17 protein-coding genes are annotated in these 12287 nt (G+C 62.0%); 5 read left to right on the top strand and 12 right to left on the bottom strand.

Annotated features, from left to right (window positions below; translation table 11 throughout):
• Positions 1-165: 165 nt before the first annotated feature.
• Positions 166-981, top strand: a complete 816-nt coding sequence (locus J7655_RS15100; RefSeq protein ID WP_230925138.1) for an oxidoreductase — start codon at positions 166-168, stop codon at positions 979-981.
• Positions 982-1112: 131 nt separating this feature from the next.
• On the opposite strand, the gene J7655_RS21120 is transcribed toward J7655_RS15100, so the two are convergent.
• On the bottom strand, positions 1113-1769 hold the full coding sequence (locus J7655_RS21120; protein ID WP_420850954.1) for a methyl-accepting chemotaxis protein: 657 nt from the start codon (positions 1767-1769) through the stop codon (positions 1113-1115).
• Between the two features lie 244 nt (positions 1770-2013).
• On the bottom strand, positions 2014-3051 hold the full coding sequence (locus J7655_RS21115; RefSeq protein ID WP_420850887.1) for a nitrate- and nitrite sensing domain-containing protein: 1038 nt from the start codon (positions 3049-3051) through the stop codon (positions 2014-2016).
• A 744-nt stretch (positions 3052-3795) separates the two neighbouring features.
• Between J7655_RS21115 and J7655_RS15090 the strand changes: the two genes are divergently transcribed.
• Positions 3796-4506, top strand: a complete 711-nt coding sequence (locus J7655_RS15090) for an AzlC family ABC transporter permease (RefSeq protein ID WP_147810638.1) — start codon at positions 3796-3798, stop codon at positions 4504-4506.
• Complete coding sequence (locus tag J7655_RS15085) at positions 4506-4835, top strand: AzlD domain-containing protein (RefSeq protein WP_230925137.1); 330 nt, start codon at positions 4506-4508, stop codon at positions 4833-4835. The genes J7655_RS15090 and J7655_RS15085 overlap by 1 nt, the downstream gene beginning before the upstream one ends.
• Positions 4836-4862: 27 nt before the next feature.
• Here J7655_RS15085 and J7655_RS15080 read toward each other — a convergent pair whose 3' ends face one another.
• The 8 genes from J7655_RS15080 to J7655_RS15045 all read right to left on the bottom strand — a co-directional run bounded on the left by J7655_RS15080 (position 4863) and on the right by J7655_RS15045 (position 9400).
• Positions 4863-5450, bottom strand: a complete 588-nt coding sequence (locus tag J7655_RS15080) for a putative glycolipid-binding domain-containing protein (RefSeq protein WP_230925136.1) — start codon at positions 5448-5450, stop codon at positions 4863-4865.
• Between the two features lie 162 nt (positions 5451-5612).
• Positions 5613-5954, bottom strand: a complete 342-nt coding sequence (locus J7655_RS15075) for a HopJ type III effector protein (protein WP_230925135.1) — start codon at positions 5952-5954, stop codon at positions 5613-5615.
• The gene (locus J7655_RS15070) at positions 5951-6244 is read right to left on the bottom strand and encodes a DUF1244 domain-containing protein (protein WP_147810641.1); all 294 of its coding nucleotides are present in this window, start codon (positions 6242-6244) and stop codon (positions 5951-5953) included. The genes J7655_RS15075 and J7655_RS15070 overlap by 4 nt, the downstream gene beginning before the upstream one ends.
• A gap of 65 nt (positions 6245-6309) precedes the next feature.
• Complete coding sequence (gene folX / locus J7655_RS15065) at positions 6310-6681, bottom strand: dihydroneopterin triphosphate 2'-epimerase (protein WP_147810642.1); 372 nt, start codon at positions 6679-6681, stop codon at positions 6310-6312.
• A complete protein-coding gene (gene folE / locus J7655_RS15060) occupies positions 6681-7241 on the bottom strand; it encodes a GTP cyclohydrolase I FolE (RefSeq protein ID WP_222711132.1) in 561 nt (186 codons plus the stop codon). Before folE ends, folX begins: the two co-directional genes overlap by 1 nt.
• 22 nt (positions 7242-7263) lie before the next feature.
• Positions 7264-7974, bottom strand: a complete 711-nt coding sequence (folM, locus tag J7655_RS15055) for a dihydromonapterin reductase (RefSeq protein ID WP_147810644.1) — start codon at positions 7972-7974, stop codon at positions 7264-7266.
• Positions 7975-8284: 310 nt separating this feature from the next.
• Positions 8285-8851, bottom strand: coding sequence for an antibiotic biosynthesis monooxygenase (locus J7655_RS15050; protein ID WP_230925134.1), 567 nt, complete (start codon positions 8849-8851; stop codon positions 8285-8287).
• A 111-nt stretch (positions 8852-8962) separates the two neighbouring features.
• Positions 8963-9400 (bottom strand): thiol-disulfide oxidoreductase DCC family protein, encoded by a 438-nt coding sequence (locus J7655_RS15045; protein WP_230925133.1) that lies wholly within the window; start codon positions 9398-9400, stop codon positions 8963-8965.
• Between the two features lie 90 nt (positions 9401-9490).
• Between J7655_RS15045 and J7655_RS15040 the strand changes: the two genes are divergently transcribed.
• Entirely contained in the window at positions 9491-10444 is a 954-nt protein-coding gene (locus J7655_RS15040; protein WP_230925132.1) for a MerR family transcriptional regulator, read from the top strand.
• Positions 10445-10459: 15 nt separating this feature from the next.
• On the opposite strand, the gene J7655_RS15035 is transcribed toward J7655_RS15040, so the two are convergent.
• The gene (locus J7655_RS15035) at positions 10460-11080 is read right to left on the bottom strand and encodes a PilZ domain-containing protein (protein ID WP_230925131.1); all 621 of its coding nucleotides are present in this window, start codon (positions 11078-11080) and stop codon (positions 10460-10462) included.
• Positions 11081-11130: 50 nt separating this feature from the next.
• Entirely contained in the window at positions 11131-11577 is a 447-nt protein-coding gene (locus tag J7655_RS15030) for a PAS domain-containing protein (protein WP_230925130.1), read from the bottom strand.
• Positions 11578-11678: 101 nt separating this feature from the next.
• Between J7655_RS15030 and J7655_RS15025 the strand changes: the two genes are divergently transcribed.
• On the top strand, positions 11679-12128 hold the full coding sequence (locus J7655_RS15025) for a flavodoxin (protein WP_230925129.1): 450 nt from the start codon (positions 11679-11681) through the stop codon (positions 12126-12128).
• The last annotated feature ends 159 nt before the right edge of the window (positions 12129-12287 follow it).

Raw genomic sequence — 12287 nt, 5'->3', positions numbered from 1 at the left:
AATGAGAGTGGCCTGCTGTCGTTGCTCAAATCACTGGCCATGAGTCGCTGGGGGACTTACCGCACTCGGCGCTTGCGGGCGCGCAATTGATGGGCCAATAGCGATTCCATCCATCGCGACTGCCCTTCGGCGGTTGCTGCATCACCTCATGAACAAGGTACTGCCATGACATCCAATCCTCCAATTGCACTGGTCACCGGTGCTTCATCCGGTATTGGCCAGGCCACGGCCAATTGGCTGGCGAAAGCCGGCTACAGGGTCTACGGCACAAGCCGGCGTGGCGCGCAGGCCATGCAGGGTTCCATCAGCATGCTGACCCTCGACGTGACGGATGACGCCTCGGTGTCGGCGCTGGTCAGCGAACTGATACGACGCGAAGGCGGGATCGATCTGCTGGTCAACAACGCCGGTTTTGGCATTGCCCCGGCAGGCGCCGAAGAAAGTTCGATCGAGCAGGCCCAGGCGCTCTTCGATACGAACTTCTTTGGCGTCGTACGCATGACCCGCGCCGTCGTACCGCACATGCGGCGCCAGGGCCATGGCCGGATCATCAACCTTGGCTCGATTCTGGGTGTCGTGCCCATGCCGTACGTCGCCCTCTACGTCGCCAGCAAACATGCGCTGGAGGGGTATTCCGAGGCCCTCGATCATGAACTGCGTACACGCGGCATTCGTGTTTCGGTCATCGAGCCGGCCTTCACCAAGACCCAGTTCGAAGCGAACACCATTGAGGCCGATGCCACGTTAGACGAGTACCGTACGGTTCGCGCAAGCCTGGCCAAGGTGCTCAGTCAATCGATGGCCAGCGCTGACGACCCGGATATCGTGGCCAAGGTGGTCGTCAAGGCTGCGAGTGCCGCACGGCCCAAACTGCGTTATACCGCCGGGGCGGCGGCTGCTCGTTTGAGCCTGCTGCGCACATTCGCTCCGGCTGCCATGCTCGATTCGGGTATCCGCAAGAGCCTGCAGCTCGACCGATAGGCTGCAGGCCAATAAACCATGGGTCATGCCCGTCCCCTGGCATGACCGGTGGCCATCGATGGACAGCGCACCGAAATGCGACCGGGCGTTAGCCCGTGCAGCTGGTACCCGGCTACCGGCCCCGGATGGTGTCAGCCCACCTTGAAGCGACTCACCAGTTGCTGCTGATGATCGGCCAGGCTGGCCAGCTCACGGCTGTTGACGGCGGTCTGTTCGGCGGCGGCACTGACCTGGATGACCAGGTCATTGATGTCGTTGACGTTACGGTTGATTTCTTCCGACACCAGGCTTTGCTCCTCGGCGGCGGAAGCCACCTGGATGTTGCGGTCGCTGATGCTGGCGATGCCATCGGCGATCTGTACCAGCAGCTCGCCGGCCTTGACCACGTTGTCGGCGCTGGCCTGCGCCTTGTCCAGGGTTTCCTGCATGGAGCTGGCGGCACGGTCGGAGCCGCTTTGCAGGTTGCTGATCATCTGCTGGATGCTGACGGTGGAATCCTGGGTTTTCTGCGCCAGTTGGCGCACCTCGTCGGCGACCACGGCAAAGCCTCGGCCTTGTTCGCCGGCACGGGCGGCTTCGATGGCGGCGTTCAGGGCCAGCAGGTTGGTCTGCTCGGCGACGCCACGGATGACGTCGAGCACCGAGGAGATGGCATCACTCTCTTTCTTCAGCTCGAGAATGATCCGCGCAGTCTGCTCGGCCTGCGTCGACAGCGCCTGCACCAGGCGTACGGTGTCCTCGATCTCTCTCTTGCCCTGCAGGGTATTGTCGTTGACCTGGCGCGACATTTCGGCCGCTTCGGTGGTGCTGCGGGCGACATCCTTGACCGTGGCGCTCATCTCGTTGATGGCGGTGGCGACCTGATCGGTGCCCTGGCGCTGTTGCGCCACGTTCTGGCTGGTCTGCAGGGCGACGGCCGAGGACTCCTCGGCAGCAGTGGCGACCTGCGCCGCCGCATTGCCGATTTCCTGGATCACGCCCTTGATCTGCTGCGCCATGTGGTCGAGGTTACGTGCGATCACACCGAACTCGTCACCGCCCTGGTAGCGGGTGTGAGCGGTCAGGTCGCGTCGGGCTCGGGGCGACCAGGGTATCGTTGACATCGCTGACCGCTGACTTGATGTTGCGGATGATCAGCAGCGACAGGAGTACCACGGCCGAGAGCACGCCGAGCATGGCCGCGACGGTCAGCCACAGGCTTTGGGCCGCTTCGTCCCGAGCCCGGGTAGCAAGGTCCGCGACGTTCTGGCCCAGCGCGCGCTCGACCTGCACCATCAGGTCGATGCGGTTGGTAGACAGCTTGAACCACTCTTCGGGCTGGGTATCGAGGGTTTCGCCCAGTGCCTTCTCCATTGCCGCGCGCTGCAGGTTGCTGGCGGCCTGCGCGGCAGGTTGTTGCAGCGCGCTGTCGAGCTGGTTCTTGAAATCCGCCGTGGCCCGGCGCTGAAAGGCGTCCTGATAGGCCGCGAACTCACCCAGATTGCGGCTCAGGCGCGAGAGCTGGTCGGCATTGAGCTGCTTCTGGCTGAAGGTCAGGCCGAGCAGGGCACGTTCGCGCCCGGCGCGCTCCTTCATTTCCACGAACTGGTTCAGGGCGCCGAGGGCTCGCAGGATGCGCGGATCGCTGACACGTGCCTCCAGCGAGTGGGTGTAGCCAATCAGGCTGACGATCAGACGGGTATAGCGTGCGCCGGATTCGCTGCTGTTGATCGATTGCGCGTCCACCTGTTGACGCAGGGTGACGATGTCATTCAGCCCGCCGAGTACTTCGTTGAGTTCGGCCGAGCTTTCTGCCGACAGGCTGCGCAAGGATGTGATCGCCGCGTCGCTGTCGAGCCGGAACTGGCTCAGCGCATCGCGCATGGACGTACCGCCACTGCCGAGAAAGACGCCACTGGCGCCGCGCTCACGCTGCAGGGCGGTGACTGCCGCGCTGATTTGCTGAGCGGTGTCACTGGCAGCCAGGGTGTGCTTCATCTCGCTCAGTGTCTCGTATTTACCGGCCACATACAGGGCGGAGAAGGCCAGGAAACCCAGTAGGGGGAAGATCAGGATGAGGAGGAGTTTCACGCTCAACGGGGCATTTTTCAGCATCGCTTTAGGCCTATCTCTGAAGTGAGGTATTGGCAGGCGAACGACGCTGGCCGAAGGTCTGTCGACCGAGGGTGATTCGCGCGTTCAGGGATCTGGCTGCCCCTTTGGGTGCACTGCGTGGTATCGACTGTTTCAAGTATTGGCGCCGTGGTCCGATGGCCGGCCCGTTCATAGGGCGTTGCGGCCATATCGGTCTGGCGCATATTCCGGGCACATGCATGGAATGCTCATCGTACGTTCGGCAGGTTTCTTTAACGCAATCTGCGAGCCAGCATTGGCACGATGATGAGCATTCAGGCATGACACAGAATGTGCTTGGACGCAGTCATCAGATTAGAGAGAATCTCTGGTCGATTCTTGACCGGCAGCAACGAATCACTGTTTTGTCTGCTGCGTGGTGCCCCATGCTGGCCTGCAGGCCGTGCAGCAGGCAGCAGTCCTGAATGGCGCATGTGGCTTGGCTGCCCTTGTTGCGTTGCCAGTCCCGGAGCTGACGTGCTGATGCGTCGCTGTTCAATGCCCTCTTCAGCTGACCCTCTTGTGCGCCATTACGGCGCACACTGTTCTATGCCTGTGCGCAGCGTGCTGGGCGAGTCGGCGTAATCCATGTAGGCGGGCCTGAGACAGGCATGCGTCGTGCTGTCTGCGCCGGATTTTGCGCAAGAACGTTCAAGACCTTCAGCGGCCATGCGGTTAAGCTCAGCAGCGCAAGGAGGTTCCATGTCCCGTCAACACGAATTCACCCAGGGCGCCCGCGATATGCTGCCGATGCTGCTCGGCGCCATTCCCTTCGGCATCATCTTCGGTAGCCTGGCCGGCGCTGCAGGGCTCGATGCCTGGCAAACCCTGGGCATGTCCATGCTGGTGTTCGCCGGTTCGGCGCAGTTCATCGCCATCAGCCTGCTGGCCGGTGGTGCCGGTATCGCCGTGGTGTTGTTGACCACTTTCGTGGTCAATCTGCGCCATGCGTTGTACAGCGCCAGCCTGCAGCCCTACGTGCGTCACTTGCGCAAGCGCTGGCGCATGCCGTTGGCCTTCTGGCTCACCGATGAGGCCTATGCGGTGGTGGTGCAGCGTTATGCCCGCGGGGATCAGGGGATCTACCGGCATTGGTACTTCCTTGGCGCGGCCCTGGCCATGTACGGCAACTGGCAGTTGTGCACGTTGGTGGGGGTGCTGTTTGGCCAGGCCGTGCCAGACATCGGCGCATGGGGGCTGGATTTCGCCATGCTGGCGACCTTCATCGGCATCGTCGTACCGATGCTGCGCAACCAGCCGCAGGTAGCGGCGGCCTTGGTCGCGGCTGCCGTGGCGCTGGCATGCCATGCCTTGCCCTACAAGCTCGGCCTGATGGCGGCAGCCGCCAGCGGTATCGTCGTCGGTGTGTGGTTGGAGCGGCGCAAACCGGCGCTGCAGGAGGAGTGGGGCTGATGGATATCTGGTTGCTGATTCTGGGTATGCTGGCGATCACCTTCGCTACACGCTACAGCCTGTTCGCCTTTCCCGATCTGCGTTTTCCACCTGTGATCAGGCAGGGGCTGCACTACGTACCGACAGCGGTGCTCACGGCCATCGTGGTGCCTGGCATGTTACTGCCGGATGGGCAGCACTGGGCGCTGAGCTGGAACAACGCCTACCTGCTGGCGGGCGTCGCCGCCATTGCCATTGCCGCCTTCACGCGGCATTTGCTGGCGACCATCGGCGGCGGGCTGCTGGTGTTCTTCGTGTTGCGCTGGGCGTTCGGTCAGTTGCCGATCTGAGTCACCTTGGCCTGCCTGGGGGCGCGGTTACACCAGTGTGCAGATCTTCAGCTCGCGCTGGCTCAGGCGCAGGTACTGTTCGTTGGCCTTGAGTAGCAGAACCTGGTCGTCGACGCTCAGCTCCTCATGGGCATGGCCTCCGACCTGGCTGCGATAGTGGCTTTCACCGGAGTGGCGGCGCAGGCATTGATAGCGCTGCAGGCGTGGCTCGACCCGCAGGCTGAGTACATCCACGTAAGCGACCGTGACTTCATCGCGCTGCCCGGTTTCCAGGGCGCTGCGTTGCAGCAAGGGGGTGTGGGTGAAGGGCGAAGCCGAGAGCATGATGTGCTGGCAATGCTGCAGGTCGTGGCGCGGTTCGCCATTGAGTAGCCAGTGGCCGCGCAGGTCACGTTGCAGGCAGAGCTTGCGCGGCCCCTGGTTGTCGACCTTGAGCCAGAGGCGGCGAAAGCGCCAGCGTGGGTCGCAATCGATCATGTAGCTGGCCGCGATGCTGTTGCCCCTGATCACCTGCATGAGGTGGCTGGTGGCGTGAATGCCATTGGCATCCTGGCTCAGACGTAGCGTCTCCACGCCGGGCGTGTGACGGGGTTTCCATACCAGAGTCTGTTGCATCGGGGCTGCTCCATGCCGCATGCGAAAAGGAGGGAAGGGCGGCATGCGCGCGCAGAACACAATCCCTCGTGTTCCATCGTTGTTGTGGCGCGCAGAATAAAGTGATGGCGATCCGATGTCTGTAAGCTTTTGGCTACAGATGTGTCGCACCTTGGCGTATTTTCAGGCCTTGCGGGTCAGGGGGGAGCGCTCGAACGTCACGCCCTCCAGGCCGTGCTCCAGCAATGCGCGAATGTTGCCGTGATCGTTGCCTTGCGGGGTGGCCAGCACGCTGCGGTAGTGTTCGCCGAAGGCGCGCAGGGCTTCGTCCTGGCTCAGGCTTTCGAGCAGCGCAAGGCCCAGGGTCTTGCAGGAGCCTTCGTTCTGTCCGGCAGCATTCTCCACGTTCCCGTTGCGAAAAGCGCTGGGCTGATAGTCGTAGTGCTCGGCGACAAAGGCCAGGGTTTCACTGAAAGCGTAATCGTCCTGTTGCAGGCGGCTGCGCAGTTCGTTCAGGGCGGTCATTCGTGCTTTCCTTTGGCAAAGGCGGCTTTCTGCTCAGCCGAGGCTTCTTTCTGGTACTTGGCTTTCCAGTCGGCATAGGGCATGCCGTAAATGGTTTCGCGGGCCTGGTCGACACTGACGTCTACGCCAAGATCGTCGGCAGCAGCCTTGTACCATTTCGACAGGCAGTTGCGGCAGAAACCGGCCATGTTCATCAGGTCGATGTTCTGTACGTCAGGCCGGGTGCGCAGGTGCTGAACCAGGGCACGAAAGGCTGCAGCTTCCAGTTCGAGGCGTTCTTGCTCGGTCATGATGGGCTCTCCGGGAGATGGTGGCGGCGATGATAAGAGCCTCGCCGGAGAGCGGCAAGCCGCTGTCAGCGATGGCCCGCCAGGGTAATGGAGACCGACTCGGCGAAGCGCAGGGCATGCGGTTTGTCCACTTCTACTTCGGCGTAGCGCACGGCCTGGTGAGCCATGACCAGATCAAGAATTTCCTGAGTCAGGCGTTCGAGCAGGGCGAAACGGTTACCCTCCACGTGGGCGATGATCGCCTTGGTGATGGTGCGATAGTTCAGCGCATGCTCGATATCGTTGACCTCAACCGCATCGACGGCAGGGTAGAGGATGGTGAGGTTGATCAACACGTCCTGCTTGTTGTTGATCTCCTCTTCCTTGATACCGATATAGGTGCGCAGGCGCAGATCCTTGACGCGGATGCGCGCCATTCCGGGTTCCAGTCGCGGCATCAGTTGCTCCGTCCGATCAGTTGCAGAAATTCATGGCGAGTGTTGCAGGACTCACGAAAGGCGCCCAGCATCACCGAGCTGCTCATCACCGAGTTCTGCTTCTCCACGCCGCGCATCATCATGCACATGTGCTTGGCCTCGATCACCACGGCCACGCCGGCAGCGTTGGTCACGCGCTGGATCGCATCGGCGATCTGCTTGGTGAGGTTTTCCTGGATCTGCAGGCGTCGTGCGTACATGTCGACGATACGCGCGACCTTGGACAGCCCCAGCACTTTGCCAGTGGGGATGTAGGCGACATGCGCCTTGCCGATGAAGGGCAGCAGGTGGTGCTCGCACAGCGAGTACAGCTCGATGTCCTTGACGATCACCATCTCGTCGTTGTCGGACTCGAACAGGGCGCCGTTGACGATTTCGTCCAGCGACTGCTGATAGCCGTGGCAAAGGTACTGCATGGCTTTGGCAGCCCGCTTGGGCGTGTCGAGCAGGCCTTCGCGTTCGGGGTTTTCACCCAGGCCTACAAGGATTTCGCGGTATTGCTGGGAAAGGGGATGGCTCATGGCAGTGTCCTGGGCAGTCGCGTCACTTGAGGTGGCGGCCGCCATTGAGGGTAAGGGTTGTTCCGGTTACGTAGGGGTTGTCCAGCAGGTAACGCAAACTCTGGTAGAAGGCCTGTGGGCCAGGCTCGATGCCCAGCGCCGATTTGGCCAGGGTCTTGCTCCGGTAGGCGGCGTCGTCGCTGTCGTTGAACATCAGCAGCGCCGGGGCAATGCTGTTGACCTTGATACGCGGTGCCAGGCGCGCAGCGAATGACAGGGTCAGGCTCTCCAGACCTGCCTTGCTGGCGCAGTAGGCGGGGCGATTGGCGCTGCCCTTGCGTACCACATCGTCACTGACATGGACGATATCGGCGTGCTCCGACTGCAGCAGCAGGTCGCTGCAATGCAGGTTGATCAGGTAGGGTGCAAGCATGTGCACGTTGAACAGCTGCCGAAACGCTTGTGCTTCTTCGCCAGGTGTTTCGGCGAGCCACTGCGAGGCGTTGTGCACGATAGCGCGCAAGCCTTGGCACTGAGCCTTGAGTTGATCGATGAAGGCCAGAATCCCAGGCTCACTGCTAAAGTCAGCCTGCAAGGCGATGGCGCCACGTTCACGCAGTTGCATGATGCTGTCACGCTCGCGGCGATAGCTGACGATCACCGCCTGGCCTTCGTCGAGCAAGCGCTCGGCACAGTAGAGGCCGACCCTCTGGCCGGCGCCGGTGATCAGGATGGGAAATTGGGCAGCGCTCATCTGCGGCTCGCACGGTAGAAATTGGAGGCCTGGTTAATACCGCCTCGGGATACCTGACCAGTGGCAGGCGGTACTCACCAGACCGTGTACAAAGTTATACCAGAGTGCAGGGTTGTACAACCCTGAGAAGTATGGGGGCTTGTCGTCATGAGCGGCGCGGAAGCCTATTTTGCTGACTTTTAAGGCTTTTTGTTAGGTTGGTTAGTGGAGTATTTTTGTACTTTAGCTGTACGGGATGGTTGTTTTGTACAGGTGTGGGCTGTGCACGCAGCGCAGTCGGCCAGCTGTTGGCTGGCCGATGGAGGGGGATTCAGGGTTTGCCGATGCTGGCCGCGCGTCTGCTCAAGCGGCGCGGGCCATTGCCCTGCAGCCAGGGTTCCAGCAGGCGAGTCGATAGCGGGATGAACAGGTAGGTCATCAGCGGCGTCAGGGTCAGGGTCGACAGCAGTACGCGGCTGACCAGCGACAGGTCGGAAAGCCAGGTGCCGAACAGCAGGTTGAAGGCCAGGGACACCGGAAAGAAGGCCAGCCAGATGGCTACGCTCTGTTTCCAGCGTGGTGGCTGGCGGTGTGCGCTGCCAAACCAGGCATCGAGACCGATCGCACGCTTTTCCAGCGGCTGGGCGAACAGACCGCTACCGCGTTGCAGCCAGGCCTGGCGGGAGGCGGAGTGCTCCCAGGCAGTCATGGTCTGCTCGTCGCTAAAACGAAAGACGATCTGAAATTCGTCGTCGCCGGCAGGCGGGGCCAGAACGCCTGAGCCGAGGTAGCCCGGAAAATCGGTGGCCAGGTGTTCGCCCTCGCGCAGCCAGGCGATGAAGTCGTGATAACGGCCATTGGCAACGCGGCGCGCCACCATCAGGGTAACGGGGGACATTGTGTATCTCCTCGAGTGCTGCCGTTCGCCGGGTATGGCTCAGGGCATAATCGGGCACGGGGTGGTGTGCTCGATACAAACGCAGCAAGGATTATTCCCGTTTTGCTGAAATTAGCCAGCCCCGCCGGATGGCGGGCGCTGGCTCGGACAGGCCTCGCCCTTGCGGCAACGCGCTGCACCATCCGGGTGCGGCAGGCGGGCCAGATGCGGGCGCAACCGGCAGAACAGCCGGTAACCCCACTCCAGCAGGGGGCGCAGAGGACGCCAGCGCAGTGGCGCGACCCAGCGTCCCAGGCCCGCGGCCTCCCAGCTCCACAGGCTGGCATCGAGGCCATACAGCCACTGACCGTCGGCCCAGCGCGCGTGCAGGCGATCCTGCATGGCTGTGAGGGTGACGCCCAGCGGCGCAGGGTCGAAGTCCCCGGCGGCAATGTCCACCAGCAGCAGGCGTTGTGGTGATGCATGCTGGCTGAGCATGCGAATTTCGCGGGCGCACAGCGGGCAGTCGCCGTCGAAATACAGGGTCAATGGCCAGGCAGGGTTGTGCATAAAATAGCCTTGTACAGTTCCTGCACAATGTAAGCTGGCCTTGGCTGGGTTACAATGCCTGTGAATTTCGTTGCCGTGATGCCTGAAGCCATGCCAGAACTCGCCTCCGTCACATCGCTTGCGTCCAGCGCTTTGAAGCAGGAAGAGCTGTTCCCCATCCGCGAGGTTTCTCGTATCACCGGCGTCAACCCGGTGACCCTGCGGGCATGGGAGCGGCGTTACGGCCTGATTCAGCCCACGCGGACCGACAGCGGTCATCGCCTTTACTCACATGCCGATATCGAAGCGGTGCGCAGTATCCTGGCCTGGATCGAGCGCGGCGTAGCGGTGAGCAAGGTGGGTTCGATTCTGGCCAAGAGCGCCAGCAGCCGCAGTGCAGCCACCCCGGCGTACAACGAAGTCAGCAGTGACGACTGGAGCGAGTGGCAGGATCAGGTGCGCAGCGCGCTGCAGAACTTCGATGAGCCTCGTCTGGAGCGCCTGTACGGGCAGATATTTTCCTGCTACCCGCTGCCTGTGGTGTTTCAGGACATTGTCATGCCGGTGTGGCAGGAATTGCTGCTGCGTCAGGATGAGGTCGGTCAGCGCGGTGAATGGCTGATGCTCGATGGTTTCCTGCGTGGGCGCTGCTGGCAGCGTTTGCAACTGGGGCGTGACGATGCCCGTGAGCGTGTCCTGCTGGTGGCGCTGCCGGGGCAATGCCGCGAGCTGGAGTTGCTGGTTGCTGCCTTGCTGTTGGGCAATCAGGACATCGATGTCACGGTAATGGGGCCTGGTGTACCGCTGGCGGATCTTGCGCTGATCTGTGAGCGTATGCAGCCGCAGGCGCTGGTGCTGTTCAGCAATCAGCCGCCAGGCGAGGAGTTGCCGAGGCAGCTGTCACGTCTGGCGCTGGGCCTGCAATGCCCGGTATTGCTGGCTGGTGACAGTGCCGATCTGGCCGAGGACAGCCTGGCGGGCTCGCCCATCGCATGCCTGGGTAATGAAGCGCGTCTGATGCAGCGACGTCTGCAGCAGTTCCTGGCGGGCCATCTCGATACCTGACGACTCAGGCAACGATCAGCTGACGGCCGCCATCTGCAGTGGTTGCGCGCTGTGCTGTTCGAACAGATAGCGGCGCAGGGTCTGTTCGTCTTCTGCATGCAGCGTTTGCAACCTGTAGGCATAACGGCTCTGGCAGACGCGCCTGACCAGCCTGGCGCGCAGTTGCACGCGGCGATCCTCAGGCAGCATCAGCTGCAGCAACGGATTACTGGCGGGCAGGCCGGGTTTGCCGTATTGCAGCAGCATTCCATTGTTCGAGAGTTCCAGTGCTTTCAGGCCGCTGGGCTGATCGTTGCTGTCGAGCAATGTCAGTGGCGAACTCAGGGTCAGGCGCCAGGGGCGCTCGTTCACGCCCTGTTCGAAAATCAGCGGCGCGCCCAGCTCGAGGCGTGGGCTGTGCTCGTCCCGAATTAGGTGCAAAGGAAAACTCAGGTGCTGATTGTTGCTGTGAGCATCCAGGCTCAACTGTTGTTCCTGGCCCAGGCGGGCCAGCAACTCCCGCAGTTGCTCACCCATGATCAACTGCGGCGCAGCATTGGCTGGCCGCGTTTGTGCAGGTTTGAAAAGGATCTTCTGGAGGTAGTCCAGTTCGTCCTGAGTCAACAGCGGGTCACTGTGCATGGCATCAGACTGCATGGGGTCAAGCCCTTGAGACTGTGCGGCTGCTGGATCGTTTTGCCCGTTCGTCAGTTTTTCAGGCGCGCCAGTTCGGCTTTCAGTTCGGCCACTTCGGCCTCCAGCTCACGCACACGCTGCTTGGCTTCGACCTGCTCGGTCACGTCCTTCTGGATGCCGATGTAGTAGGTCAGCTGATCACTCTCGTTGAGCACGGGGGTGATCGACAGCTCGTTCCAGAAGGCGCTACCATCCTTGCGGTAGTTGCGGATGATCTGCCGGCAGGGTTTGTTCGCCTTGACGGCGTCACGAATGGCTTGCAGCCCAAGTTGGTCACGATCACCGGCCTGGAGGAAGCGGCAGTCCTGATAAAGAATGTCATCGCTGGCATAGCCGGTCAGGCGTTCGAACGCGGCATTGGCGTAGATCAGGATATTGTCTTCGCCCTCCTGCTCGGCCACCACGATTCCATCGTTGGAGGCATCGACTACCAGTTGCAGCAGTTTGGCATTGATCATGAGGCTGGTTCCGCGGTGGGTGTGGCGGCATTCTAAAACATCGGGTCAGGCTGTCCAGTTGCGGCATAATACGCGGCGTTATTCCTGTTTCCGGAGTTGTCATGAAAGTCGCCATTGTCTCGGGCTCGGTCTACGGTACGGCCGAAGAGGTTGCGCGCCATGCCGAGGGTCAGCTCAAGGCTGGCGGGCTGGATGCCTGGCACAAAAGCAACATGAATCTCGAAGAGCTGCTGGCTTTTGCGCCGGACGCTCTGCTGACCGTCACGTCCACGACCGGTATGGGTGAACTGCCGGACAACCTGCTGCCGCTGTACAGCGAACTTCGCGACCGCCTGCCAGCCTTGGGTGGCCGGCCTGCTGCGGTGCTGGCGCTGGGCGATTCCAGCTATGACACTTTCTGTGGTGCCGGTGAGCTGATGCGCGAGCTGTATGCCGAACTGGGGCTGCGTGAAGTGGTGGACATGTTGCGCCTGGACTGCAGCGAAACCGTGACCCCGGAAACGGACGCCGAACCCTGGCTGCAGGCCTTTGCCGCAGCGCTGAAGGCCTGAGCCACGCCGCACTCTGCCGGCGTTCGCCTGCGGCAGCCGAGGCCCTGACCTGGCGTGGTGGGCTGTCGGGCGGATGGTCGAAGGGCAATCAATGTGGCGAATGTCGGCTTATCCCCCCGCAGCGCAGCAGCGGCTGACCTGTAAAGCCATCAGGATGGC

The sequence above is a fragment of the Pseudomonas wenzhouensis genome (assembly GCF_021029445.1).
GTDB classification, from domain to species: domain Bacteria; phylum Pseudomonadota; class Gammaproteobacteria; order Pseudomonadales; family Pseudomonadaceae; genus Aquipseudomonas; species Aquipseudomonas wenzhouensis.
This window is presented reverse-complemented; position numbering and strand designations above follow the sequence as displayed.

Bases quoted from the DNA above. Each gene is read 5' to 3' on its own strand.
- J7655_RS15100 (WP_230925138.1), top strand. From the start codon at position 166: ATGACATCCAATCCTCCAATTGCACTGGTCACCGGTGCTTCATCCGGT.
- J7655_RS21120 (WP_420850954.1), bottom strand. From the start codon at position 1,769: ATGTCGCGCCAGGTCAACGACAATACCCTGCAGGGCAAGAGAGAGATC.
- J7655_RS15090 (WP_147810638.1), top strand. From the start codon at position 3,796: ATGTCCCGTCAACACGAATTCACCCAGGGCGCCCGCGATATGCTGCCG.
- J7655_RS15085 (WP_230925137.1), top strand. From the start codon at position 4,506: ATGGATATCTGGTTGCTGATTCTGGGTATGCTGGCGATCACCTTCGCT.
- J7655_RS15080 (WP_230925136.1), bottom strand. From the start codon at position 5,450: ATGCAACAGACTCTGGTATGGAAACCCCGTCACACGCCCGGCGTGGAG.
- J7655_RS15075 (WP_230925135.1), bottom strand. From the start codon at position 5,954: ATGACCGCCCTGAACGAACTGCGCAGCCGCCTGCAACAGGACGATTAC.
- J7655_RS15070 (WP_147810641.1), bottom strand. From the start codon at position 6,244: ATGACCGAGCAAGAACGCCTCGAACTGGAAGCTGCAGCCTTTCGTGCC.
- folX (WP_147810642.1), bottom strand. From the start codon at position 6,681: ATGCCGCGACTGGAACCCGGAATGGCGCGCATCCGCGTCAAGGATCTG.
- folE (WP_222711132.1), bottom strand. From the start codon at position 7,241: ATGAGCCATCCCCTTTCCCAGCAATACCGCGAAATCCTTGTAGGCCTG.
- folM (WP_147810644.1), bottom strand. From the start codon at position 7,974: ATGAGCGCTGCCCAATTTCCCATCCTGATCACCGGCGCCGGCCAGAGG.
- J7655_RS15050 (WP_230925134.1), bottom strand. From the start codon at position 8,851: ATGTCCCCCGTTACCCTGATGGTGGCGCGCCGCGTTGCCAATGGCCGT.
- J7655_RS15045 (WP_230925133.1), bottom strand. From the start codon at position 9,400: ATGCACAACCCTGCCTGGCCATTGACCCTGTATTTCGACGGCGACTGC.
- J7655_RS15040 (WP_230925132.1), top strand. From the start codon at position 9,491: ATGCCAGAACTCGCCTCCGTCACATCGCTTGCGTCCAGCGCTTTGAAG.
- J7655_RS15035 (WP_230925131.1), bottom strand. From the start codon at position 11,080: ATGCAGTCTGATGCCATGCACAGTGACCCGCTGTTGACTCAGGACGAA.
- J7655_RS15030 (WP_230925130.1), bottom strand. From the start codon at position 11,577: ATGATCAATGCCAAACTGCTGCAACTGGTAGTCGATGCCTCCAACGAT.
- J7655_RS15025 (WP_230925129.1), top strand. From the start codon at position 11,679: ATGAAAGTCGCCATTGTCTCGGGCTCGGTCTACGGTACGGCCGAAGAG.